20 protein-coding genes are annotated in these 23,593 nt (G+C 74.4%); 10 read left to right on the forward strand and 10 right to left on the reverse strand.

Annotated features, from left to right (window positions below; all coding sequences use genetic code 11):
- Window positions 1-12: 12 nt before the first annotated feature.
- Window positions 13-1,395: a cysteine desulfurase/sulfurtransferase TusA family protein gene (locus GV126_RS10165; RefSeq protein ID WP_159664590.1), complete on the forward strand. Its 1,383-nt coding sequence runs from the start codon at window positions 13-15 to the stop codon at window positions 1,393-1,395.
- A 9-nt stretch (window positions 1,396-1,404) separates the two neighbouring features.
- On the opposite strand, the gene GV126_RS10170 is transcribed toward GV126_RS10165, so the two are convergent.
- Window positions 1,405-2,379 (reverse strand): carbohydrate kinase family protein, encoded by a 975-nt coding sequence (locus GV126_RS10170; RefSeq protein ID WP_159664592.1) that lies wholly within the window; start codon window positions 2,377-2,379, stop codon window positions 1,405-1,407.
- 130 nt (window positions 2,380-2,509) lie between these two features.
- On the opposite strand from GV126_RS10170, the gene GV126_RS10175 reads away from it, so the two are divergent.
- Both GV126_RS10175 and GV126_RS10180 read left to right on the forward strand, forming a co-directional pair.
- Window positions 2,510-2,767 carry a hypothetical protein gene (locus tag GV126_RS10175; protein ID WP_159664594.1) on the forward strand — a complete coding sequence of 86 codons (258 nt, stop codon included), beginning with the start codon at window positions 2,510-2,512 and terminating at the stop codon, window positions 2,765-2,767.
- Between the two features lie 292 nt (window positions 2,768-3,059).
- A complete protein-coding gene (locus tag GV126_RS10180) occupies window positions 3,060-4,751 on the forward strand; it encodes a hypothetical protein (protein ID WP_159664596.1) in 1,692 nt (563 codons plus the stop codon).
- 82 nt (window positions 4,752-4,833) lie between these two features.
- Here GV126_RS10180 and GV126_RS10185 read toward each other — a convergent pair whose 3' ends face one another.
- Window positions 4,834-5,190, reverse strand: coding sequence for an iron-sulfur cluster assembly accessory protein (locus GV126_RS10185; protein ID WP_028422454.1), 357 nt, complete (start codon window positions 5,188-5,190; stop codon window positions 4,834-4,836).
- 348 nt (window positions 5,191-5,538) lie between these two features.
- Here GV126_RS10185 and nadA point away from each other — a divergent pair, with 348 nt between their 5' ends.
- Window positions 5,539-6,723 (forward strand): quinolinate synthase NadA, encoded by a 1,185-nt coding sequence (gene nadA, locus GV126_RS10195; RefSeq protein WP_159664600.1) that lies wholly within the window; start codon window positions 5,539-5,541, stop codon window positions 6,721-6,723.
- Window positions 6,724-6,829: 106 nt separating this feature from the next.
- Here the strand turns inward: nadA and GV126_RS10200 are convergent, their stop codons facing one another.
- Window positions 6,830-8,209 (reverse strand): MFS transporter, encoded by a 1,380-nt coding sequence (locus GV126_RS10200; RefSeq protein WP_159664602.1) that lies wholly within the window; start codon window positions 8,207-8,209, stop codon window positions 6,830-6,832.
- A gap of 185 nt (window positions 8,210-8,394) precedes the next feature.
- Between GV126_RS10200 and GV126_RS10205 the strand changes: the two genes are divergently transcribed.
- Window positions 8,395-9,261 (forward strand): LysR family transcriptional regulator, encoded by an 867-nt coding sequence (locus GV126_RS10205; protein ID WP_202035908.1) that lies wholly within the window; start codon window positions 8,395-8,397, stop codon window positions 9,259-9,261.
- Window positions 9,262-9,400: 139 nt separating this feature from the next.
- On the opposite strand, the gene GV126_RS10210 is transcribed toward GV126_RS10205, so the two are convergent.
- From GV126_RS10210 to GV126_RS10230, 5 genes are all read right to left on the reverse strand, one after another.
- Window positions 9,401-12,544, reverse strand: coding sequence for an efflux RND transporter permease subunit (locus GV126_RS10210; RefSeq protein WP_159664606.1), 3,144 nt, complete (start codon window positions 12,542-12,544; stop codon window positions 9,401-9,403).
- 218 nt (window positions 12,545-12,762) lie between these two features.
- Window positions 12,763-13,446 (reverse strand): response regulator, encoded by a 684-nt coding sequence (locus GV126_RS10215; RefSeq protein ID WP_159664608.1) that lies wholly within the window; start codon window positions 13,444-13,446, stop codon window positions 12,763-12,765.
- Window positions 13,443-14,681 carry a sensor histidine kinase gene (locus GV126_RS10220; RefSeq protein ID WP_185947782.1) on the reverse strand — a complete coding sequence of 413 codons (1,239 nt, stop codon included), beginning with the start codon at window positions 14,679-14,681 and terminating at the stop codon, window positions 13,443-13,445. Before GV126_RS10220 ends, GV126_RS10215 begins: the two co-directional genes overlap by 4 nt.
- Window positions 14,682-14,896: 215 nt before the next feature.
- Window positions 14,897-15,175, reverse strand: a complete 279-nt coding sequence (gene pspAA, locus GV126_RS10225; protein WP_159664612.1) for a PspA-associated protein PspAA — start codon at window positions 15,173-15,175, stop codon at window positions 14,897-14,899.
- Between the two features lie 40 nt (window positions 15,176-15,215).
- Window positions 15,216-16,013 (reverse strand): PspA/IM30 family protein, encoded by a 798-nt coding sequence (locus GV126_RS10230; RefSeq protein ID WP_159664614.1) that lies wholly within the window; start codon window positions 16,011-16,013, stop codon window positions 15,216-15,218.
- Window positions 16,014-16,335: 322 nt separating this feature from the next.
- Between GV126_RS10230 and GV126_RS10235 the strand changes: the two genes are divergently transcribed.
- The 3 genes from GV126_RS10235 to GV126_RS10250 all read left to right on the forward strand — a co-directional run bounded on the left by GV126_RS10235 (window position 16,336) and on the right by GV126_RS10250 (window position 19,117).
- Complete coding sequence (locus tag GV126_RS10235) at window positions 16,336-16,935, forward strand: DUF3043 domain-containing protein (RefSeq protein WP_159664616.1); 600 nt, start codon at window positions 16,336-16,338, stop codon at window positions 16,933-16,935.
- 47 nt (window positions 16,936-16,982) lie between these two features.
- Window positions 16,983-17,918, forward strand: a complete 936-nt coding sequence (locus GV126_RS10240) for a class I SAM-dependent methyltransferase (protein WP_236569940.1) — start codon at window positions 16,983-16,985, stop codon at window positions 17,916-17,918.
- Window positions 17,919-18,016: 98 nt separating this feature from the next.
- The gene (locus GV126_RS10250; protein ID WP_159664618.1) at window positions 18,017-19,117 is read left to right on the forward strand and encodes a S1C family serine protease; all 1,101 of its coding nucleotides are present in this window, start codon (window positions 18,017-18,019) and stop codon (window positions 19,115-19,117) included.
- A gap of 72 nt (window positions 19,118-19,189) precedes the next feature.
- On the opposite strand, the gene GV126_RS10255 is transcribed toward GV126_RS10250, so the two are convergent.
- Window positions 19,190-19,402, reverse strand: a complete 213-nt coding sequence (locus GV126_RS10255) for a hypothetical protein (RefSeq protein WP_028422442.1) — start codon at window positions 19,400-19,402, stop codon at window positions 19,190-19,192.
- A 343-nt stretch (window positions 19,403-19,745) separates the two neighbouring features.
- On the opposite strand from GV126_RS10255, the gene GV126_RS10260 reads away from it, so the two are divergent.
- Window positions 19,746-20,948, forward strand: a complete 1,203-nt coding sequence (locus tag GV126_RS10260) for a bifunctional adenosylcobinamide kinase/adenosylcobinamide-phosphate guanylyltransferase (RefSeq protein ID WP_201299824.1) — start codon at window positions 19,746-19,748, stop codon at window positions 20,946-20,948.
- Window positions 20,949-21,096: 148 nt separating this feature from the next.
- Here the strand turns inward: GV126_RS10260 and GV126_RS10265 are convergent, their stop codons facing one another.
- On the reverse strand, window positions 21,097-22,179 hold the full coding sequence (locus tag GV126_RS10265) for a class I SAM-dependent methyltransferase (protein WP_159664620.1): 1,083 nt from the start codon (window positions 22,177-22,179) through the stop codon (window positions 21,097-21,099).
- A 178-nt stretch (window positions 22,180-22,357) separates the two neighbouring features.
- On the opposite strand from GV126_RS10265, the gene cobT reads away from it, so the two are divergent.
- The gene (cobT, locus tag GV126_RS10270; protein WP_159664622.1) at window positions 22,358-23,533 is read left to right on the forward strand and encodes a nicotinate-nucleotide--dimethylbenzimidazole phosphoribosyltransferase; all 1,176 of its coding nucleotides are present in this window, start codon (window positions 22,358-22,360) and stop codon (window positions 23,531-23,533) included.
- Window positions 23,534-23,593 lie beyond the last annotated feature (60 nt).

Here is a 23,593-nt window from a genome sequence, read left to right on the forward strand (position 1 = left end):
TAGCGTAGCCGTGTGGCTTACTTCGACGCGGCGTCCGCCGCCCCCCTGCACCCCGTGGCCCGGCAGGCCCTCCTCGCCGCCCTCGACGAGGGATGGGCCGATCCCGCACGGCTGTACCGGGAGGGCAGGCGGGCGCGGTTGCTGCTGGACGCGGCGCGGGAGGCGGCCGCGGAGGCGGTGGGGTGCCGACCGGACGAGCTGAGCTTCACCGCGTCCGGCACGCGGGCCGTGCACACCGGCGTGGCCGGCGCGCTGGCCGGCCGGCGCCGCGTCGGACGCCACCTGATCGTGTCAGCGGTCGAACACTCCTCGGTACTCCTTTCGGCCGAGGCGCACGAGGCGGACGGCGGGACGCTCACCCAGGTCCCGGTCGACCGCGCCGGCCGCGTGAGCGCCGCGTCGTACGCCGAGGCGCTGCGCCCCGACACGGCGCTGGCCTGCCTGCAGTCGGCCAACCACGAGGTGGGCACCGAGCAGCCGGTCGCCGAGGTGGCCGAGGTGTGCCGCGCGGCGGGCGTGCCGCTGCTGGTGGACGCGGCGCAGTCGCTGGGCTGGGGCCCGGTCGAGGGTCCCTGGTCGCTGCTGACGGCGAGCGCGCACCAATGGGGCGGGCCGTCCGGGGTCGGGCTGCTCGTGGTCCGCAAGGGGGTGCGGTTCGCCGCCCCGGGGCCGGCCGACGAACGCGAGTCGGGCCGGGCGCCCGGCTTCGAGAACATCCCGGCGATCGTGGCGGCGGCGGCCTCGCTGCGGGCGGTGCGGGCCGAGGCGGCGGCGGAGTCGGCGCGGCTGCGGGAGCTGACCGAGCGGATCCGGGCGCGTGTGCCGCGGCTGGTGCCGGACGTGGAGGTGGTGGGCGACCCGGTCCGCCGCCTGCCGGGCGTCGTCACCTTCTCCTGTCTCTATGTCGACGGAGAGACCCTGCTGCACGCCCTGGACGGCGAGGGCTTCTCCGTCTCCTCCGGCTCCTCCTGCACCAGCTCCACCCTGACCCCGAGTCACGTGCTGAAGGCCATGGGCGTGCTGAGCGAGGGCAACGTCCGGGTGTCGCTGCCGCCGGGGACACCGGAGGAGGACGTGGAGCGGTTCCTGGCGGTGCTGCCGGGCGCGGTGGCCGCGGTCCGCGAGAAGCTGGGCGCCCCGGCGGCGCAGCCGGAGGGGGCCGCGCGCCCGGCGGAACGGGTCGTCGACGCGCTCGGCAAGCGCTGCCCCCTGCCGGTGATCGAGCTGGCGAAGATCATCGGCGAGGTCCCGGTCGGCGGCACGGTCCGCGTCCTGGCCGACGACGAGGCGGCCCGCCTGGACATCCCGGCCTGGTGCGAGATGCGGGGCCAGGAGTACGTGGGCGAGGAGCCGGCTCGGGCGGGTGTGGCGTACGTGGTCCGCCGGGTCTCCTGAGGGGCGGTCTCAGCCGAGGCGCGCGCGCACCTCGCGGGCCGCGTCCTCGCCGTACGCCTTGGTGAAGCGCTCCATGAAGTGCGCCCGCCGCAGCTGGTACTCCTGGGTGCCGACGGTCTCGATGACCAGCGTGGCGAGCATGCAGCCGACCTGCGCGGCGCGCTCCAGCGAGACGCCCCAGGCCAGCCCCGACAGGAACCCGGCGCGGAAGGCGTCGCCGACGCCCGTCGGGTCGGCCTTGCGCTCCTCGTCCGGGCAGCCCACCTCGACGGTGTCCTCGCCGGCGCGCTCGATGCGCACGCCGCGCGCGCCGAGGGTGGTCACCCGGTGGCCGACGCGGCCGAGGATCTCGGCGTCGCTCCAGCCGGTCTTGGACTCGATGAGGCCCTTCTCGTACTCGTTGGAGAACAGGTACGTCGCCCCGTCCAGCAGTATCCGGATCTCGTCGCCGTTCATCCGGGCGATCTGCTGGGAGAAGTCGGCGGCGAAGGGGATGCCGCGCGTGCGGCACTCCTCGGTGTGCCGCAGCATCGCCTCCGGGTCGTCGGCGCCGATGAGCACCAGGTCCAGGCCGCCCACCCGGTCGGCGACGGTCTTCAGCTCGATGAGCCGGGCCTCGCTCATCGCCCCGGTGTAGAAGGAGCCGATCTGGTTGTGGTCGGCGTCGGTGGTGCACACGAAGCGGGCGGTGTGCAGCGTCTCGGAGATCCGTACGGAGTCGGTGTCGACACCGTGCCGCTCCAGCCAGGCGCGGTACTCGTCGAAGTCGGCGCCCGCGGCGCCCACCAGGATCGGCCGGGTGCCCGGCTGACCCATGCCGAAGGCGATGTTGGCCCCGACCCCGCCGCGCCGTACGTCCAGCTGGTCGACCAGGAAGGAGAGCGAGACCGTGTGCAGCTGGTCCGCGACGAGCTGGTCGGCGAAGCGGCCGGGGAAGGTCATGAGGTGGTCGGTGGCGATGGACCCGGTGACTGCGATGCGCACGGCGTGGACGCTCCTGGTGGCAGGGGGATTGACAGTTCACGCTACCCGGTCTGCGGGTGACGCTGAAGCACGACGAACTACCCGATAGTAGGTCTTTCCCGGCACACTGTGCCGTGCGTACGGTGCCGTCATGGCGCACGAGTTCCGTACCACGCCCGCTCCGGCCGACCTCGAGGGCGACCTGGCGTCGCTGCGCGGGGACTGCGCCCGGATGGCCGCGCGCTGGCCGCGCCCCGAGCCGGACGCCGAGGCCGCCGCGCCGGTGTCCCCGTCCCGCATCCACGGCGTGTCCGTGCCGCCGTCCTCCGCCCGGCTGGTGGAGCGTATGTCCGACTACGGGACCCGGACGGCAGACGGCGGGACCCGGACGGCGGACGGCGGGGACTGAGCGGGGCACGCCCACCGAACCGGCTGCGGGTGCCGAGCCTCGGGCTGACCGGGTTCCGGGCCACGGGCTGACCGGGTTCCGGGCCGCGGGCTGACCGGGGGCGCCGGCCCGCACCGGCTGGGCGCGCTCGGCGCCGGGGGGAACCGAGTGCTCCCCCGCCGCGTCCCATCGCCGTCCCCCGTATGGGGGATGCCGGATACGTCCCACCGGCCTCTCGCCCTGTCGGGCAGGTCGGGGCCGGGCCGCCGGCCAGGGACGGCAGGGACTGTCGCGCAGCCGAAGGAGCGATGCGGTGAACACCGAGCGACCCGACCACGACGACGCGGCCGCGGCACAGGCCGCCGGGGAGACTTCGGGGCGGCCGGAGACACCAAAGCCCGCGGGCACGCCGCCGGCCCCGGCACCGGAGCACGCGGCGGACGGCGCACCGGGGGCACGGACCGACACGGACGGCGCACCGGGGGCACGGACCGACACGGACGGAAAGGCCGGCCGCGGCCGTTCCGGACGCGGGCGCTCGCCCCTGGCCGCGGCCTCGGTCGCCGTCGCCGTGCTGCTGGTGGGCGGCGGCGGGGCGTACCTCGCCACGAACGCGTCCGGCGACACGGGCGGCCCTACGGGCGCCACCGCACCCGGCAACCACAGCACTCCCCCGCCGCTCGTCCTCGACGGCCTCCGCGCCCCGGGCACGGGCGACGGCGGCAACGGCAGCGGTGGCGCCGCGAACGGCATCGCCCCCGGCGAGCCCGACCCCTACGGCACCGTCTACCGCGCCGTCGGTCCACTGCCCACCGGTCCCGGCTCGGCGCCGGTCTACGTGCCGCGCGGCGAGGTCACCCGGGCGGAGGTGGCCCGGCTGGCTCGGGCACTCGGCGTCACGGGCACCCCGGTGGCCGACGCGCGTTCGTGGCGGGTGGGCACCGGGAAGGACGGCGCGGGCCCGGTGCTGCGGGTGACCCGGCAGGCGCCGGGTGCCTGGACGTTCAGCCGGTACGCGCCCGGCACCGACGACTGCAAGGGCCTGCTGTGCGCCCACGACCCGGCGGCGCCCGCCGCCCACCCGGTGAGCGTGGCGGCGGCCGAGAAGGCGGCGGCGCCGGTGCTCGAGGCCCTGGGACAGGACGACGCCGAGGTGGACGCCGGGCAGGTCATGGGCGCCCAGCGGGTGGTCGACGCCGATCCGCGCATCGGCGGGCTGCCCACGTACGGCTGGACGACGACCCTGACCATCGGGGTGCAAGGCGAGGTGGTCGGCGGCAGCGGGCGGCTGGCGGCGCCGGTGAAGGCGGACACGTATCCGGTGCTGAGCGCGCGGCGGACCCTGGACCTGATGAACGGGGCCCCGCACACCGACCACCGGATGGGCATCGGCGGCTGCACCCGCCCCGTGGCGCCGAAGGACCGTCTGGAGCAGCCGTGCGGCGCGCCCGCCTCCCCCGCTTCCCCGCAGACCGCCGCCACGATCGACTCGGCGGTGTTCGGGCTGGCCGCGTACACCTCGGGCGGGCGGCCGGCGCTGGTGCCGTCCTGGCTGTTCCAGGTGCGGGCCCCGGCCGGGCAGCAGGCGTTCACCGTGGCCTACCCGGCGGTGGACCCGCGGTATCTGACCTCGGCGGGCGCGCCGTCCGGGCAGCCGAGCCCGCCCCCGAGCGGCACCAGCGGGCCGGGGAGCGGTCGGACGGTGACGCGTGACGTGCGGGTGACGGGCTACCGCGCGGCGGGCGACGACCTGACGGTGTCCTTCGAGGGCGGGGTGTGCGCGGACTACACCGCGTCGGCGAAGGAGGACTCGGACCGGGTGACCGTCACGGTGACGCAGACCTCGCAGCGGGACCGGGTCTGCATCCTGGTCGCCAAGGAGTACCAGCGCACGGTCCACCTGGACCACCCGCTCGACGGCCGGACCGTGGTCGGCTCGGACGGCCACCGGATCCCGCCGGCGGCGGGGGCGGGGCTGCCGCGGTCGTCCGGCGCGGTGCGCTGAGCCACCCGCGCGGAAAGCGGACGAGGCGGCGGCCCCCCGGTGGGGACCGCCGCCTCGTGTGTCATGCCGTGGCCGGCTCGGCTCAGCTGAAGGAGTCGCCGCAGGCGCAGGAGCCCGTCGCGTTCGGGTTGTCGATCGTGAAGCCCTGCTTCTCGATCGTGTCCACGAAGTCGATGGTGGCGCCGCCCAGGTAGGGGGCGCTCATGCGGTCGGTGACGACCTTCACGCCGCCGAAGTCCTTCTCCACGTCGCCGTCGAGGGAGCGCTCGTCGAAGAAGAGCTGGTAGCGCAGGCCGGAGCAGCCGCCGGGCTGGACGGCGACGCGCAGGGCGAGGTCGTCACGGCCTTCCTGGTCGAGCAGGGCCTTGACCTTGGCCGCGGCGGCGTCGGTCAGGATGATGCCGTCGGTGACGGTGGTGGTCTCGTCCGATACGGACATCTACATCTCTCCCGGGTTGTACGGAGACTGCTTGCCGACGAGTGCAACCGGCGAGGCCGCGGATTCATTCCGCGCCGGGCGCGTGCTTGTTCTCTTGTCCATGCTCGTCCCCTTCATGCTCGCACACGCGCCGGGAAGCGGGCAGCGGCCCGGGAGGGTGACGGACCGGGCGGCGATCGGGCGACGGACCCGGCGACGGCCGGGCGGCGGCCGGGCGGCGGCCCCGGCGGCGACCCCGCGCCGCGCCCGGGATTCACGTCACACCGACACTATGGGCATCGTCAAAGTGACGTGAAGCGGTTATGATAGAGAGCGTCAGTTAGACGAAAAGTAGAAAGGGTGCGTGTCGTGACCACCGCCCAGCCCCAGGAGCTCGACGTTCAGCCGACGCCCCTCGCCCTGCTGCTGCTCGGCCGCGAGGCCGACCCGAGGAGCGAGCGCGGCGTCGAGTGCCCCGGCGACCTGCCCGCGCCGTCCGACCCGGACCTGGTGGCACGCGCCCGCGCGGCGAAGGAGAAGCTCGGGGACAAGGTCTTCGTGCTCGGCCACCACTACCAGCGCGACGAGGTCATCCAGTTCGCGGACGTCACCGGCGACTCCTTCAAGCTGGCGCGGGACGCGGCGGCGCGGCCCGAGGCCGAGTACATCGTGTTCTGCGGCGTGCACTTCATGGCGGAGTCCGCGGACATCCTGACCTCCGACGAGCAGAAGGTCGTCCTGCCCGACCTGGCCGCCGGCTGCTCGATGGCCGACATGGCGACGGCCGAGCAGGTGGCGGAGTGCTGGGACGTCCTGACCGAGGCCGGGATCGCCGACCAGGTGGTCCCCGTCTCGTACATGAACTCCTCCGCCGACATCAAGGCCTTCACCGGCAAGCACGGCGGCACGATCTGCACCTCGTCCAACGCCGAGCGCGCCCTGGAGTGGGCCTTCGAGCAGGGCGAGAAGGTCCTCTTCCTCCCCGACCAGCACCTCGGCCGCAACACCGCCGTCCGCGACATGGGCATGTCGCTGGAGGACTGCGTCGTCTACAACCCGCACCGGCCGAACGGCGGGCTGACCGCCGAGGAGCTGCGCGCGGCGAAGATGATCCTGTGGCGCGGCCACTGCTCGGTGCACGGCCGCTTCAGCCTGGACTCGGTCGACGAGGTGCGCGCGCGCATCCCCGGCGTCAACGTCCTGGTGCACCCCGAGTGCAAGCACGAGGTGGTCGCCGCCGCCGACTACGTCGGCTCCACGGAGTACATCATCAAGACCCTCGAGGCGGCCCCGGCCGGCTCCAGGTGGGCCGTCGGCACCGAGCTGAACCTGGTACGCCGCCTGGCGAACCGTTTCGCGCCCGAGGGCAAGGAGATCGTCTTCCTGGACCGCACGGTCTGCTTCTGCTCGACCATGAACCGCATCGACCTCCCGCACCTGGTCTGGGCCCTGGAGTCGCTGGCCGAGGGCACCCTGGTCAACCGCATCCAGGTCGACAAGGAGACGGAGGCCTTCGCGAAGCTCGCCCTGGAGCGGATGCTGGCGCTGCCGTAGCCCGTCCGGCGTACGCCTGCGTGCCCCGGCCTCCTCCCGTGGAGACTGCCGTGCCCCGGCCTCCTCCCGTGGGGACCGGGGCACGCGTCTGTCGTCGCCTGTGCTGTCAGCCCGGTGCGGCGGTCGGGCGGGTCAGCGCGAAGGCGACGCAGGCCAGCGCGCAGACGCCGGCCGACAGCAGCAGCGACCATCCGGTGCCCGTGCTGCCGTCGGCCGCGGCGGCGCCCATGAGGGCGACCCCCAGCGTGGCGCCGACCTGGCGTACGGCGTTGAGCAGGCCGCCGGCCGCGCCGGCCGTGCCGTGGGGCGCGGCGCTGACGATGGCGGCGGCCAGGGCGGGCAGGACGCAGGAGATGCCGAAGCCGGTGAGCAGCAGGCCGAACGCCAGCCAGGGGTAGGCGCCGTCGGCGAAGACCGTGCGGGCCAGCAGCGTGCCGCCGGCGGCCAGGAGGGCCAGCCCGGCCAGGATCGGACGCCGGGGACCCGTCCGTGCCACGATCCTGCCGGTCAGCGGCGGATTGGCGGCGAAGGGCACGGTCAGCGGCAGGAACGCCAGCCCCGCTTCCAGCGCGCTCAGGTGCCGCTCGCGCTGCAGCAGCAGAGGCAGCACGAACAGGGCGCCGGACAGGGCGAAGTTGGCGACCGCGGCCGCCAGCAGACCGGCGCGCACCGGGGCCGAGCGCAGCAGGTCCCGGTTGACGACCGGCACCGGGCTGCGGCGTTCGAGCACGCCGAACACCAGCGCCGCGACCAGGAGTGCGGCCGCCGACCGAGCGGTGTGCGCCCAGGCCCGCGCGCCGGCGGCGATCAGGGCGTCCGTCAGCAGGGCCAGGACCGCCACGGCCGCCAGCTGGGCCGGCCAGTCGATGCGCCGGCCGCTGCGCGGGCAGTTCACCCAGCGGCCCCAGGTCAGGGCCAGCACGGCCAGCCCGACGGGCACGTTGACCAGGAACACCGCGCGCCATCCGGCGGCCCCCACCAGCGCGCCGCCGGCGATCGGGCCGGCCGCGACGGCGGCGCCGCTGATCGCGGCCCACACCGCGATCGCCCGGGCCCGGGCCGCCGGTTCCGGATACAGGCGGGCGATCATGGCCATGGACGCCGGCACGCAGGCCGCCGCGGCCGCCCCCGACACCGCCCGCAGGAGCAGCAGGGCCCACAGCCCCGGGGCCAGGGCGGACAGCAGGGAGGCGAGCGCGAACAGCGCGACACCGGACCGGAAGAGCCGCTCGGCGCCGAACCGGTCGGCCGCCGCGCCCGCCGACAGCAGCAGGGCCGCGAACACCAGGGTGTAGCCGGTGATCGCCCACTGCAGCCCGGCCATCGACGTACCCAGCGAGGAGGCCAGGTCGGGCTCGGCGACCGACAGCACGGTGGTGTCGAGCAGCACCATGAAGTAGCCCAGCGAAACACCCGTCAGCGCGCTCGCACGCCGCGCCCGGGACGGGAGGAGACCCGTGGGCGCGGCCGAGTTCACGACAGTCATGGAGGAGACAGCCTTCTGAAGAGGGGGAAGAGGGAAGAGCGGAGAGGGACGAGGGAAGAAGAAGGGGAGGAACGACGCGCCCACTGTCGCCGTTCCGTCCCGGCCGCTCCACCGGCACAGCCGCACGCCCCGTTCGGAATTTCCGAACGCCGCGCCGGGTTCGTCCGCACGTGGAACTACGCCAGTTGAGGACCTTCGAAGCGGTCGTCCGGCACCGGACCGTCACCGAGGCCGCCGCCGCGCTCGATCTCGCCCCCTCGTCGGTCTCGCAGCAGATCCGCACCCTCGAAGACGCCCTCGGCGTGCCCCTGTTCGTACGGGGGCCGAAGGGCATGGAGCCGACGCCCGCCGGGGAGCGGCTGCGCCGGTGGGCGCGCACGCTGCTCGACACCGCCGAGCAGGCCGTCCTCGACGTCCGCGACCAGCGCCGCCGGTTGCGGCTGGGCGCCCTGGAGACCCTCGCCGGCTCGCACGTCCCCCTGGTCCTCGCCCGGCTCGCCGAACACCGGCCGGACATCGACGTCGACGTGCACTGCGACCGCGCCCGCCAGGGACTTCTCACCGACGTCGTCGCCGGGCGCCTGGACGCCGCGCTGCTGCTGGACGCGGGCGAGCACCTCGGCGGTCTCGGCTTCCCCGCACCGCCCGAGCCGCTGGCCTTCGTCGACCTCGACCCGGTTCCGCTGGCCCTGGTCGCCGCTCCCACGCACCCGCTGGCCGGCCGCGCCGCGCTGACACCCGCGGACCTCGACCGGGAACGGCTCCTGGTCAACGTCCCGGAATGCTCGTTCTGGATGGCCGGCGAACGGATCCTGGGCACCGGCCCCGAGCGGGTACGGGCCGGCGGTGTCCCGGTGATGCGCGCCTGGGCCGAGCACGGCCTCGGCATCTGCCTGCTCCCCCACTTCGCGGTCGCCGACAGCCTCCGCGCCGGCACCCTCGTACGCCTCGACCTGCCCCTGCCCGCCCTCACCCTGCGCCTGGTCTGGCGAGAGGACCGCGAATCGCAACCCGACCTGCGGGACATCCTGTACGCGGCGTCCCACCCGTGACCGGGCGGATCCCGCGACCGGCCGCGCCACGTGACCGGCCGGATGCCGTGAACGGACGCGTCGCGCGTGGCAGGTCCCGCACAACGAAGACGGCCGGGTCCCGTGAAGGGGACCCGGCCGTCGGCCGTGTGGCGTGGTGTCAGACGCCCGCCGGTTCCAGTTGCTCCTCCGTCGTCGGCTCGCGCCTGGCCGCGCGCTTCTTCGCGCGGCGCTCCTTGCGGAGTTCGAGCATCGCGTAGAGCGTGGGGACCAGGAGGAGGGTCAGGAGGGTGGAGGTGATCAGGCCGCCGATCACGACCACCGCCAGCGGCTGGGCGATGAAGCCGCCCTCGCCGGTGACGCCCAGGGCCATGGGCAGCAGGGCGAAGATCGTGGCCAGCGCCGTCATGAGGATCGGGCGCAGGCGGTGGCGGCCGCCCTCGATCACGGCCTCGACCACACCGTGGCCCTCGCGCCGGTACTGGTTGATCAGGTCGATCAGCACGATCGCGTTGGTGACCACGATGCCGATCAGCATCAGCATGCCGATCATGGCGGGCACGCCCATCGGGGTGCCGGTGGCGATCAGCAGGCCGAGGGCGCCCGTGGCCGCGAAGGGGATCGAGACCAGCAGGATCAGCGGCTGGGCCAGCGAGCGGAAGGTGGCGACCAGCAGCATGAAGACGATCGCGATCGCCGCCAGCATGGCCAGGCCCAGGTTCTTGAAGGCGTCGTTCTGGTCGGAGGTGACGCCACCGATCTCGGCCGTGGCGCCCGCGGGCAGCTTCAGCGCCTTGATCTTCGACTGGAGCGTGGTGCTCACCGCGCCGGTGTTGTCGCCGGTGGGCTTGGCGGTGATCGTCGCCGCGCGCCGACCGTCGATACGGGTCATCGAGACGGGGCCGTCGACCAGCTCGACCGTCGCGACGTCGCCGAGCTTGACCGGGCCCAGGCGCAGGTTCTTCAGCTGGGTCAGCGTCCGGGCGGGCTCGGCGGAGCGGACGACGACGTCGCGCTCGGTGTCGTCCAGGGTGGCCTTGGCGGCCGTGGTGCCCTTGACCGCCTCGGTGACGGCCATGCCGAGGGTCTGCTCGGTGAAGCCGGCCGCGGCCGCCTTGTCGTTGGCGCGCACGGAGATGCGCGGCACGCTCTGGGACAGGTCGCTGGTGACGTCCGTGACGTCGTCCAGGCCCGCCACCGTCCTGCGGACCTGCTCGGCGGCCCGGCGCAGCGTGGTGCCGTCGGAGGCCTTGACGACGACCTTCAGGTCCTGGTCGCCGAAGCCGTCACCGGCGTTGACGGTGGTGGTGCCGATGCCGGACAGCTTGTGCAGGCCGTTTTCGATGTCCGCGCGGACGTCGTCGGCGGACGCGGAGTCCTCCAGCATCACCTGGTAGGACGCCTGGTTGGTGTCCGTGGAGCCGCCGAAGGCGGCCATGAAGCCGGACGAGCCGACGGTGACCTGGTAGTCCTTGACGCCCTTGGTGGCGGCGAGCAGCTTCTCGACCTTCTTCGCCTCGGCGTCGGTGGCCGCCAGGCTGGTGCCGGGCGCGAGCTTCTGCTTGATGCTGAGCACCTTCTGGTCGCCGGAGTCGAAGAAGGTGGTCTTCAGCAGCGGCGTCATGCCGAACGTGGCGACCAGGACGACGACGGCGATCAGCACGCTGGTCAGGCGGCGGCGGGTGGCGAAGCGCAGCACGGGCACGTAGAGGCGCTGCAGGCGGCTGTTCGCCTCCTTCTCCTCCGCGCGGCGGCGGGCCTCCTCGGCCTCGGCGGGCGTGCCCTTGGGGGCGCGCAGGAACCAGTACGACAGCACCGGCACGACGGTGAGCGCCACGAGCAGCGAGGCCAGCAGGGCGGCGGTGACCGTGATGCTGAACGGCCCGAACAGCTCGCCCACCATGCCGCCGACCAGGCCGATCGGCGCGAACACGGCGACGGTGGTGAGCGTGGAGGAGGTGACCGCGCCGGCCACCTCGCGCACCGCGGTCAGGATGGCCTCGCGGCGTTCCTCGCCGTAGCCGAGGTGCCGTTTGATGTTCTCCAGGACCACGATCGAGTCGTCCACGACGCGGCCGATGGCGATGGTCAGCGCGCCCAGCGTCAGCATGTTCAGCGACAGGCCGCCGCTCCACAGCACCAGCAGGGCCAGCACCACCGACAGCGGGATCGACACCGCGGTGACCAGGGTGGAGCGGATCGAGGCGAGGAAGACCAGGATGACGAGGACGGCGAACAGCAGGCCGAGCGCGCCCTCGGTGGTCAGGCCGTGGATGGACTTGGCGACGGCCGGACCCTGGTCGGAGACGACGGTGATCTTCGCGTCCGGGCCGAGGTCCTTGCGCAGCTCGGGCAGCTTGTCGTCGATCGCGTTCGAGATGCCGACGGCGCTGCCGTCGTGGTCCATGGTGACGGCGACGGCGAGGCTGGGCCGGCCGTCGGTGCGGGTGAGGGAGTCCGCCGGGGCGGGCTCCTCCTTGACGGTGGCGACGTCGCCGAGGCGCACCGGCTTCTTCGCGCCGGCGCCCGCGCCCGTGCCCGTGCCCGCGCCCGTGCCGGTGCCGGTGCCGGTGACCATCAGGTCCTCGATCTGCCGCAGCGAGGTGAAGCCGCCGCCGACCTGGACGGTGCGGTTGGCGCCGTCCTCGTCGAAGGACCCGGCCGGCACGGTCGCGCCGCCGGCCTGCAGGGCCTGGGTGAGGGAGGCGGAGGTGAGCCCGGCCGCGGCCAGCTTGCGGTCGTCGGGGGTGACGGTGACCCGCAGGTCCCGTACGCCGTCGACGGTGACCTGGCTGACGCCGTCGATGTTCTTCAGGGCCGGCACCACCGTCTTGTCCAGCCGGTCGGCCAGCGCCTGCTGGTCCTGGTCGGAGGTGACGGCGAGGACCGCGGTGGGGATGTCGTCGGTGGAACCGGCGATCACCTGCGGGTCGACGTCGTCGGGCAGCTGGGCGCGGGAGCGGTTGACGGCCTGCTGGACGTCGGCGACGAGCTGCTGGGTGTTGTTGCCGTAGTCGAAGGACGCCGTGATCACGGCGCTGCCCTCGCTCGCCGTGGAGGTCACACCGGTGATGCCGTCGACGGCCTTGATGGTGTTCTCCAGCGGCTCGACGACCTGCTTCTCCACCACGTCCGGCGAGGCGCCCTGGTAGGGCGCCAGCACGGACACCACGGGAAGCTCGATGCTGGGCAGCAGCTGCTGTTTGAGCTGGGGAATCGCGATCGCCCCGAACACGAGCGCGACGATCGAGACCAGCCCGACCAACGCACGTTGCGCGAGGCTGAATCTGGACAGCCAGGACATGGGTCAAAGTCTCCTGTGGAGCGGCGGAAGCGGCACGGGCGGCAGGTCCGCCCACCCCTACACCCTCCGTCATCGGCGCAGGCTGTTCCGTAGGCTCCTGGTCCATTTCCGCGCCGCGCGCCTACTCCGGTCGTAGTACGCCCGGGTGCAGGCCGCTCCACCCGCGGACGGAGCGGGACCGGCCGCCCGCTCCACCTGCCAGGGGTTCGCCGCCCGGTTCACTCGCCGCGGGGTCGTACCAGCCCGGACTCGTAGGCGATGACGACCAGCTGGGCCCGGTCGCGGGCGCCCAGCTTGGCCATGGCCCGGTTGACGTGGGTCTTCACGGTCAGCGGGCTGACCTTCAGGCGCTCGGCGATCTCGTCGTTGGAGTGGCCGCCGGCGACCTGGACGAGCACCTGGCGCTCCCGCACGGTGAGCGTGTCCAGGCGGTCCGAGCGGGCCGGGTCGCGGCCGTCGTCGGCGTCGGCGCTCTGGGCGAGGAAGCGGGCGATCAGACCCTTGGTGGCCACCGGGGACAGCAGCGCCTCGCCCTGGGCGGCGATGCGGACCGCGCTGAGCAGTTCCTCCGGCTCGCTGCCCTTGCCGAGGAAGCCGGAGGCGCCCGCGCGCAGCGCCTGCACCACGTAGTCGTCGACCTCGAAGGTGGTCAGGATGACCACGCGGACCTGCGCGAGAGCGGGGTCCGCGCTGATCATGCGGGTGGCGGCGAGGCCGTCCGTGCCCGGCATGCGGATGTCCATCAGCACCACGTCGGCGCGCTGCTCCTTGGCCAGCCGGACCGCCTCGGCGCCGTCGGAGGCCTCGCCGACCACCTCCATGTCGGGCTCGGAGTCGACGAGGACGCGGAAGGCGCTGCGCAGCAGCGCCTGGTCGTCGGCGAGCAGGACACGGATCGTCATGCGGCATCCCCCGGGGCACGCGTGCTGGTCGTGACCGGAAGGATCGCATGGACGCGGAAGCCGCCGCCGTAGCGGGGCCCGGTGGTGAGGGTGCCGCCGAGCGCGGTGACCCGCTCGCGCATGCCGAGCAGCCCGTGGCCGCCGCCCCCGGCGGAGTCGCTGCCAGCGCCGGTGCCGGTGCCGTCGCCGGTGCCGTCGTCCAGGACGGTGATCTCCACGTGCGGCCCGACCCGTACGACGCTGACCTCGGCCCGGGCACCGGTCCCGGCGTGCTTGTGCACGTTGGTCAGGGCCTCCTGGACGACGCGGAACGCGGCCAGGTCCACCGCGGCGGGCAGGACGGTGCCCTCGTCGGCGCGGGCCACCTCCACGTGCAGGCCCGCGCTGCGGAAGGTGCCGACGAGGTCGTCCAGGCGGTGCAGGCCGGGCGCGGGTTCGGTGGGGGCCTCGGGGTCGTCGGACTGGCGGAGCAGCCCGACGGTGGCGCGCAACTCGTTCAGCGCGGACCGGCCGGCCTCCCGGACGTGGGCCAGGGCCTCCTTGGCCTGGTCGGGGCGCTTGTCCATGACGTGGGAGGCGACCGACGCCTGCACGTTGACCAGGGCGATGTGGTGGGCGACGACGTCGTGCAGCTCGCGGGCGATGCGCAGCCGTTCCTCGGCTACGCGGCGGCGGGCCTCCTCCTCGCGGGTGCGCTCGGCGCGTTCGGCGCGCTCGCGCATGGCCCGCACGAAGGCGCGGCGGCTGCGGACGGCGTCGCCGCCGGCGGCCGCCATGCCGGTCCAGGCGAAGATCGCCAGGTTCTCCTGGGCGTACCAGGGCAGCGGCCCGCCGAGCATGGCGGCAGCGGTCAGCACCGTCATGGTGGACAGGCCCAGCCGCCAGGTGGTGGTGCGGTCGGTGGCGGCGGCGACGGTGAACAGGGCGACGACGGCGGACATCGCCACCGGGGCGCGCGGATCACCGGTGACGCACTCGATCACCGAGAGGGTGCCGGTGAGGGCGAGGACCGTGCGGGGCGCGCGGCGGCGCAGGACGAGCGCGGCCGCGCCGCAGGTCATCAGGGCGAGGCTGAGCGGTTCGGGGCGGCGTACGGCCCAGCTGGCGCCGTTCTGCCCGCGGGGGTCGATGAAGGAGCCGACCACCATGCACACCAGCACGCCGGCCGCGAGGGCCGCGTCCAGCGCGAAGGGGTGCGCCCGCAGGCGGCAGCGGGCGCGGTCCAGGGTGGTCATGGATGACAACCGTACGGGGTCCCGGCGACGTCCTTCGGGGTCCCCGGCCTCGCCGACAGGCGCCGGCCAGGATCACACCTCACCGGCAGGCGTTACGCACCGACCACGCCTCACCGGCAGCCGCCACGCACGGTCACACCTCACCGGCAGCCGCCACGCACGGATCACACCTCGCCGGCAGCCGCCACGCACGGACCACACCTCGCCGGCGGGCGTCACCCGGGGATCAGGCCGTCGCCGCTGAGCAGGTCGCGTACCTCCTCCAGGGTCGCCTCCTGGGCGGGCAGGATCAGCTCGGACGGCTCCAGGGAGTCGTCCGGCAGGGGCTCTCCCAGGTCGCGGACCCTGGCGAGCAGAGCGTTCAGGGTGCGGCGGAAGCCGGGGCCGTCGCCCTTCTCCATCTCGGCCAGGAGTTCGTCGTCCAGCTTGTTGAGCTCGGCGAGGTGGCTGTCGGCCAGCCTCACCTGTCCCTCACCCATGATCCGTACGATCATGTCGCCCTCCTCGGCGGCGTGGGTCCCCGGCGCGGCCTTCCTACTGCTTGTCCAGGCGCGGGGCGTCCTGCGGCTGCTGCTGGGGCTGCGCCTGGTCCTGACCGCCTTCCAGCGCCTGCCGGTCGGCGGAGGAGCCTCCGGCCAGCTCGGCCTTCATGCGCTGCAGCTCCAGCTCTACATCCGTACCACCGGAGAGCCGGTCCAGCTCGGCCTGGATGTCGTCCTTGGCCATGCCGGAGGGGTCGTCCAGGGCGCCGGAGGCGAGCAGCTCGTCGATCGCGCCGGCGCGGGCCTGCAGCTGGGCGGTCTTGTCCTCGGCGCGCTGGATCGCCAGGCCCACGTCGCCCATCTCCTCGGAGATGCCGGAGAACGCCTCGCCGATCCGGGTCTGCGCCTGGGCGGCGGTGTAGGTGGCCTTGATGGTCTCCTTCTTGGTGCGGAAGGCGTCGACCTTGGCCTGCAGCCGCTGGGCCGCAAGGGTCAGCTTCTCCTCCTCGCCCTGGAGGGTCGCGTGCTGCGTCTGCAGATCCGTGACCTGCTGCTGGAGCGCCGCCTTGCGCGACAGGGCCTCGCGGGCGAGGTCCTCGCGGCCCAGCGCGAGCGCCTTGCGGCCCTGGTCCTCCAGCTTGCCGGACTGCTGCTGCAGCTGGTTGAGCTGGAGTTCCAGGCGCTTGCGGCTGGTGGCCACGTCGGCGACGCCGCGGCGCACCTTCTGCAGCAGCTCCAGCTGCTTCTGGTACGAGTAATCGAGGGTCTCGCGCGGGTCCTCGGCCCGGTCAAGGGCCTTGTTCGCCTTCGCGCGGAAGATCATCCCCATACGCTTCATGACACCGCTCATGGGCTTCGCGCGCCCCCTTCTGACCGACTCCGGCTCACAGCTCTGCGACAGAACCCACAGTACGGGCCCTGCATCCATTACCGCACTGTTCGCGAACGGATGCGCTCATCCCCAAGGACGACTGCGTGCGCTTCCGCTCCGGCGTAGGGAGTAGGTGATCCCTGGGTCCGTGCGGCGGTCGCGCACCGTGTTCCTTGCCGTTCCTTGCCCTGCACACGTTCTGGACAGACGTCGTTCCTTGTCGTCTACAGACGTCCGGCGTTGCCGGATCGTTCCCCGCGGGGCTGGGTCCATGCGGGTCAAGCCTTTACCCTTGGGATTTGTGTTCCGTAGCCGTGCCAAGGAAGAGAAGGCCCCGGTCGCCGAGAAGGCGCCGGTGAGCATCTCCAAGCAGCCCCGAGACCCGCAGGCCCCCAAGGGTCGCCCCACGCCCAAGCGCAGTGAGGCCCAGGCCCAGCGCCGCAGTGTCGCCAACACACCGACGACGCGCAAGGAGGCCGCCAAGCGGCAGCGCGAGGAGCGCCGTGTCCAGCTGGAGCGCCAGCGCCAGGCGCTGGCCAGCGGTGACGAGCGCTACCTGCCCGCCCGTGACAAGGGTCCGGTGCGCAAGTGCGCGCGCGACTTCATCGACTCGCGGTTCAACATCGCGGAGTTCTTCCTGCCGATGGCCGTGGTCATCCTCGTGCTGAGCATGGTCCACGTGGGCTACCTGCAGAACATCGCGCTGCTGCTGTGGCTCGTGGTGATCGTCCTGATCGTGCTCGACTCCGCCGTCAGCGGGTTCCGGCTGAAGAAGCGGCTCAACGAGCGCTTCCCGAACGAGAACAAGAAGGGCGCGGTCGCCTACGCGCTGATGCGCTCGCTGCAGATGCGCCGGCTCCGGCTGCCCAAGCCGCAGGTCAAGCGCGGGGAGCGGCCCTGAGTACGACCGCTTTCTCCGGGGATGCCGCGTACGCCCGGCGGGCCGGGGTGCGCGATGTCGTACGGCGGGAGCTGGTGGCCCGGCAGCTCGACGAGCAGCTGGCCGGGCGGTTCCCGCTCGGGCAGCGGCTGCGCGTGCTCGACGTCGGGATGGGCCGGGGCACGCAGGCGCTGCGGCTGGCACGGGCCGGGCACATGGTGACCGGTCTGGAGGACGACCCCGCGATGATCTCCGCGGCGCACGAGGCGCTGGCCGCCGAGCCGCAGGGGATCCGGGAGCGGATGCGGATCGTCGAGGGCGACGGCCGGGACACCGGGGTCCACTTCCTGCCGGGCAGCTTCGACGTGGTGCTGTGCCACGACGTGCTGATGTGGGTGGCGGAGCCCGATCCGCTGCTGGCCGGGCTGGCGCGGATGCTCGCGCCGGGCGGCCTGCTGTCGCTGCTGGTGCGCAACGGCGACGCGCTGGCGTTCGGGCCGGGGCTGCGCGGCGACTGGACCGGGGCGCTGGCGGCGTTCGACGCGACGGCGCGCCTGCCGCGCCCGCGCACCGGCTCGGACGGTGAGACGGAGACGGAGCCCGCCCTGCGTCCGGGCCCGCAGGAGCGGGCGGACCGGCTGGCCGATCTGACGGCGACGCTCGCGGGGATCGGCGCGCCGCTGCACGCCTGGTACGGCGTACGGGTCTTCACCGACACGGTCTTCCCGGAACCGCCGCGTGCGGACGGCGGCTCCCCGCACGCGGGCTTCGCCCCTGCGGGCTTTCCCGGCGCGGCCGGCACGACGTTGCCGGTCGGGGCCCACGTCGCCGGCCCCCACACCGGCATCGGCGGCATCAGCGGCATCAGCGGCGTCGGCGGCATCGCAGACGTGGGCGGCGGCGTCGACATGGGCACGCTGCTCGCCGTCGAGGAGCGGGCCGGGCGGACGGACCCGTACCGCGCGGTCGCGGCGCTGCTGCACCTGTGCGGGGTACGTGGCTGAGCCGTACCGCGTCCGGCGTCCCCGGCCGCTTCGGTGAGCGCCGCTCGTTCGGGTGAGCTGCGCACGCGCCGGACGAGTCGCGCGGCAAGACTCGGTGCATGGACGTCTCGCCTGCCCGGACGCCGGCCCTCCGGCTGATCGCCCCGTTCGCCGCCGTGCTCTGCCTGACCGCCCTGGTCTCCGGGTGCGACGGCCCGACCGGCTCCCGGGAGCCGTCGGACCCCGGCACCCGGGCCCCCTCCCTGGACGCCCGGCGGGCGAGTGCCCAGGACGCCACGGACGCCCTGCAGAGCGACTACCAGCGGGTGATCAAGGACGTGCTGCCGTCCGTGGTGCAGATCCAGGGCAGCAGCGACCTGGGCTCGGGGGTGGTGTACGACGACAAGGGGCACATCGTCACCAACGCGCACGTGGTCGCGCGCGACCGGAGGTTCCGGGTGACCACGGCGGGCAGCGAGCAGGCGCTCACCGCGAGCCTGGTCTTCGCGTATCCGGACCAGGACCTGGCCGTGGTCAAGCTGGACAAGGTGCCGCGCGGCCTGCGGCCGGCCGCGTTCGGTGACTCCGACAAGGTCCAGATGGGGCAGATCGTGCTGGCCATGGGCTCGCCGCTCGGGCTGTCCTCCAGCGTGACGCAGGGCATCGTCTCGGCGACCGGGCGGACCGTCAGCGAGGGCGGCGGTGACGGCGGCACGGGGGCGACGATCGCGAACATGGTGCAGACGTCGGCCGCCATCAACCCGGGCAACAGCGGCGGCGCGCTGGTGAACCTGGACAGCCAGGTCATCGGCATCCCGACGCTCGCCGCCACCGATCCCCAGCTGGGCGGCAGCGCGGCGCCCGGCATCGGCTTCGCGATCCCGGCGTCGACGGTGAAGACGATCGCCGGCCAGATCGTGAAGTACGGCAGGGTCGTCAACTCCGGCCGGGCCGCGCTCGGCATCACCGGCCGTACCGTCGTCGGCGCGGACTACCAGCCGGCGGGGGTCGCCGTGGTCGACGTCCAGGCGGGCGGCGCGGCGGACCGGGCGGGCATCCGGTCCGGGGACGTCATCGTCCGGATCGGCGGCAGGGACATCACCTCGATCACCTCGCTGTCGGAGGCGCTGGCCGCGGCGAAGCCGGGGCAGAAGACGCAGGTGACGTACGTGCGCGACGGCGACGAGAAGACGGTCGAGGTCACGCTCGGCGAACAGTGAGCGTGCGGGGCGGACGCGACGGGGCGGGACGGCCGACCGCCCCGCTCCGCCCGCCGGGTTCGCCCGGCCCGCCTACGCTCCTTCGGCGTGCAGGCTCATCGGGCCGTAGATCTCCGTGGAGTCCTCGAACAGCCGCACCTGATCGGCGCCGCCGTCGAGCAGGGCCCGCCAGTTCTCCCCGATCCAGGACTCGGCGTCGCCCTGTGTGGTGAACTCCTCCGGCTGCACCGCGGGCTGGACCTCCGTCCCGTCGGCCGTCTCGAATCGCCACGTCCATGCCACCATGTACGCCTCCCTGGTGTGAGCACTGTCAGCACACTGCACGGCGGGAGCCGGATCATGGACCGGCTCCTGCTCCGAGCCTAGGGCCTGTCCGGTGGATCATGCCCCGGACTCGGGACCTGGCACCCCCCTCTGCGGCGTTGTCGTCACTCGCCGACGCCCCCCCACGCTCGGCTTCGCTCGCACGGGGGCCCCATCGTCGACTCCCTCCTCAGCCCGGCACAGGGACGCACCCCGCCCCGCTCACCTGGGCAGACCGGTCGCCGTGGGTTCCCTGCGGCGTGATCCGCCGAACAGACCCCGGCCGGGCGCGCAAGACCTGCGGCGACACTGGAAAATCAGGTCCGTGGACGTGACTCTGCTCGGCACCGGTGCCCCCGCGGGACTGCCCCGCCCCCACTGCCCGTGCGCGGCCTGCGCGACGGCCCTCGGCCCGCACGCGCGCGCGGCGACCGCGCTGCTCGTGGACGGGGCGCTGCTGCTGGACCTCACCCCGGGTGCGGCGCTGGCGGCCGCCCGTGCCGGGCGGTCGCTGGCCGGTGTGGCGCAGGTGCTGCTGTCCCACCCGCACGACGGGCCGCCCGTGGAGGTGCCGGCCGGGCTGCCGCAGCCGGGCCGGGTGCCGGACGGCCGGGAGCTGGCGCTGCTGACGGGGCACCGGGTGCGGGCGGTGGCGCTGGACGCGCCGGGCACGGGGTACGCGGTGACCGGCCCGGAGGGACAGCGGCTGCTGTACCTGCCGCCGGGCGGCGCTCCGGCGGGGATCGAGGAGGGCACGGCTCAGACGTACGACATGGTCCTGGCGGACGTGGTGGGGCGGCCGGACGCGCTGGCCAGGCTGCGGGCCGTGGGCTCGGTGGGGCCGACCACGGACGTGGTCGCCGTCCACCTGGACCACGACGTGCCGCCGGGCCCGGAGCTGCGCCGCCGGCTCGCGGCGGCCGGCGCGCGGGCCGTGCCGGACGGTACGACGCTGACGGTCGGGGCGTACGAGGACGTGCCCGACGTGCCCCGGCGCACGCTGGTGCTGGGCGGGGCGCGCTCGGGCAAGTCGGTGGAGGCCGAACGGCGGCTGGAGAGCTTCCCCGGCGTGCTGTACGTCGCCACCGGCGGCAGCCGGGGCGGCGACCCGGAGTGGGCGTCCCGGGGCGCCGCGCACCGGGAGCGGCGGCCGGGCGCCTGGCGCACCGCCGAGACCTGCGACCTGGTACCGCTGCTGGCCGAGGACGGGCCGCCGCTGCTCATCGACTGCCTGTCGCTGTGGCTGACGGACGCGATGGACGCCGTGGGCGCCTGGGACGACGCCGAGTGGGCGGGGGGCGGCGAGAAGGCGCTCAGGGAACGGGTGACCGCCCTGACGGACGCGGTCCGCGCGACCCGGCGGACGGTGGTCGCGGTCTCCAACGAGGTCGGCTCCGGGATCGTCCCGGCCACCGCCTCGGGCCGCCGCTACCGCGACGAACTGGGCCGCCTGAACGCCGCGTTCGCCGCCGAGTGCGAACAGGTCCTGCTGGTGGTGGCCGGCCAGGCCCTGCCGCTGCGGGGCTGAGCCCCGGCGGGCAAGGGGCGGCCGGGGCCGGGCGGCACGAGGGCGAGACCGGTCGGCACGGGCCGGGACCCGGCGGCACGAGGGCGAGACCGGCCGGCACGGGCCGGAACCCGGTCGTCGCGGGCGGGCCGCGTGCCGCGTGCCGCGGTCACGCCGTGTCGCGGCGGGCGACGACGCGGTAGGCGTTCGACAGGCCCGGGGTGCGGCGCAGCAGGGGCGCCAGGGCGTGGTCGAGGAGGGCCGTGGCGTCCACGAGGGGGCTGGTCAGCGCGGACAGCAGGGTGCGCAGGGCGCGGTGCGGGGTGCTCGGCGGGGTGCTGCGCCAGGGGGCGTCGGCGGCCGGCAGGACGTGGGCGAGGGCGAGCGCGAGGGCCGCAGACAGGTCGCCCGGCCGGTGCGGGGTGCGGCGGTCGGTGACGAGGACCGTACAGCCGGCGGACCGCAGTTCCGCGAGGAGGTTGGCCGCCGGCAGCAGGTGCAGGTGGCGCGGCTGGCCGTGCGCCGGCCACCACTTGCCCAGCAGCAGGGCGAACGCGCTGCGCGGGTCGGGCAGTTCGACCAGGAGGTGGCCGCCGGGCCGCAGCACGGTGAGCGCGCCGCGCAGTTCCGCCCGGGGGTCGGGGGCGTGGGCCAGGTGGTGGAAGATGCTGACCACGTCGTAGCGCCCGCGCAGCCGCTGCGCGACGCCCGGGTCGGCGAGATGGCCGATGTGGGCCTCCTCGATCCGCCCGGCCGCGCGGGCCCGCACCACGCGCGGGGTCGGGTCGAGCCCGTCGAAGGACGTGTACGGGAAGACCTCCTTGGCCGCCGCCGGGAAGTGGCCGTGGCCCGTGCCGACGTCCAGCCAGCTCTCCGGCTCCCCCACGCCCCGCATCAGCAGGGCGTCGGCACGGTGGCGCCGGTGGCTGCGGCGCAGCGCGAGCACGGGGTCGGGCAGGCCCTCGGGGTCGGTCTCGTCGTGGTCGCGGTGGTAGAAGGCCAGCCCGGCGGCGGTCAGCCGGGGGTTCTGGAAGGTGTGCCCGCAGTCCCGGCACCGGTCGAGGACGAACGTGCCCGGCTTGTGCTGCAGCAGATCCGGCGCGCGCAGCCGGGTGCGCAGCCGCGCCGACCCGCACCAGGGGCAGTCCTCGCGGCGCGGCTCGTGGAAGTGGTCGGTGCCGTGGGCGAGTTCGGCGGCGTACGCGACGCGGCGCGGGTCGTAGACCCGCGAGGCGTACGGCAGGGGCGGCATGGGCGGCTCCCGGATGGGGCGGGGCCGCGCGCCCGCCGGGACGCGCCGCACCACCCACTGTCGACAATTCGCTGCAAAGGGAACGTATGGGATCAGGATCTTGCCCCGGAAGAGGCCGTCCGGGTGTGGTGGTGACGTGGCTCCGCCGCGTTCGGCCGGGGCCGGTACTGTTCGGCGAATGAGCGCGCTGAATCTCGACGACTTCACCGACCTGATCGAGCGTCCCGACGGCGGGGTGCGCCGTGATGCCGAGGCACGCCGGGAGCGTCAGGCCGTGCCGCCCGGTGCGCTGGGGCGTCTGGACGAGCTGGGTGAGTGGCTGGCCGCGGCGCAGGGCGTCGTGCCGGTGCGGCCGGTGGAACGGCCGCGGGTGGTGCTGTTCGCCGGCGACCACGGTGTCGCGTCGCTGGAGGTCTCCCGGCGGCCCGCGGGCGGTGCCGAGCGGCTGGTGCGGGAGGTCCTGGAGGGCGCCCGGCCGGTGTCCGTGCTGGCCCGCCGGCTGGACGTGCCGGTGCGGGTGGTGGACATGGCGCTGGACTGCCCGCCCGAGGCGCTGCCCGCGGACGTCGTACGGCACCGGGTGCGGCGCGGCAGCGGGCGCATCGACATCGAGGACGCGCTGACCCCCGAGGAGGCGGAGGCCGCCTTCCTGGCCGGGGTCGCGGTGGCCGACGAGGAGGCCGACTCCGGCACGGACCTGGTGGTGCTCGGCGACATCAGCGTGGGCGGGACCACCCCGGCGGCGGTGCTGATCGCCGCGCTGTGCGGGACGGACGCCTCGGTGGTGACCGGGCGGGGTGGTGAGCCGATCGACGACCTGGCGTGGATGCGCAAGTGCGCGGCGGTCCGGGACGCGCTGCGCCGGGCCCGGCCGGTCCTCGGCGACCAGCTGCGGCTGCTGGCCGCGGTGGGCGGCGCCGACCTGGCCGCCATGACCGGGTTCCTGCTCCAGTGCGCGGTGCGCAAGCTGCCGGTGATCCTGGACGGCGTGGTCTCGGCGGCGTGCGCGCTGGTGGGGCAGCGGGTGGCGTTCCGGGCGCCGGACTGGTGGCTGGCCGGGCACAGCAGCGGGGAGCCGGCCCAGGCCAAGGCGCTGGACCGGATGGCCCTGGAGCCGCTGCTCGACCACGGCGTGAGCGTCGGCGAGGGCACGGGCGCCCTGCTGGCCCTGCCGCTGGTCCGGTCCGCGGCGGCCCTGGCGGCGGAGCTGCCGGAAGTCCCCGCCGAGGACGAGGAGGGCGGCCCGGCCGCGGCCGGCGAGAAGCCGGACGAAGCCGACGGCAGGACGGACGAGCAGGAGGCGGCGGAGCAGCCCGCCGCGGCCCCGAACACGCAGGAGCCCGCGGACCACTGATGAGCCGGAGCGGCCCGGTCCTCCGGGCCGCCCGCACCAGCCCGCACCAGCCCGCCCCAG

The organism is Streptomyces mexicanus, assembly GCF_902506575.1.
In the GTDB taxonomy this organism is placed as follows: Bacteria; Actinomycetota; Actinomycetes; order Streptomycetales; family Streptomycetaceae; genus Streptomyces; species Streptomyces mexicanus.

Coding starts and splice junctions, on each gene's coding strand:
- GV126_RS10175 (WP_159664594.1), top strand. CDS start 2,510: ATGGCGCACGAGTTCCGTACCACGCCCGCTCCGGCCGACCTCGAGGGC.
- GV126_RS10185 (WP_028422454.1), bottom strand. CDS start 5,190: ATGTCCGTATCGGACGAGACCACCACCGTCACCGACGGCATCATCCTG.
- GV126_RS10200 (WP_159664602.1), bottom strand. CDS start 8,209: ATGACTGTCGTGAACTCGGCCGCGCCCACGGGTCTCCTCCCGTCCCGG.
- GV126_RS10210 (WP_159664606.1), bottom strand. CDS start 12,544: ATGTCCTGGCTGTCCAGATTCAGCCTCGCGCAACGTGCGTTGGTCGGG.
- GV126_RS10215 (WP_159664608.1), bottom strand. CDS start 13,446: ATGACGATCCGTGTCCTGCTCGCCGACGACCAGGCGCTGCTGCGCAGC.
- GV126_RS10220 (WP_185947782.1), bottom strand. CDS start 14,681: ATGACCACCCTGGACCGCGCCCGCTGCCGCCTGCGGGCGCACCCCTTC.
- pspAA (WP_159664612.1), bottom strand. CDS start 15,175: ATGATCGTACGGATCATGGGTGAGGGACAGGTGAGGCTGGCCGACAGC.
- GV126_RS10230 (WP_159664614.1), bottom strand. CDS start 16,013: ATGAGCGGTGTCATGAAGCGTATGGGGATGATCTTCCGCGCGAAGGCG.
- GV126_RS10250 (WP_159664618.1), top strand. CDS start 18,017: ATGGACGTCTCGCCTGCCCGGACGCCGGCCCTCCGGCTGATCGCCCCG.
- GV126_RS10255 (WP_028422442.1), bottom strand. CDS start 19,402: ATGGTGGCATGGACGTGGCGATTCGAGACGGCCGACGGGACGGAGGTC.
- GV126_RS10265 (WP_159664620.1), bottom strand. CDS start 22,179: ATGCCGCCCCTGCCGTACGCCTCGCGGGTCTACGACCCGCGCCGCGTC.
- cobT (WP_159664622.1), top strand. CDS start 22,358: ATGAGCGCGCTGAATCTCGACGACTTCACCGACCTGATCGAGCGTCCC.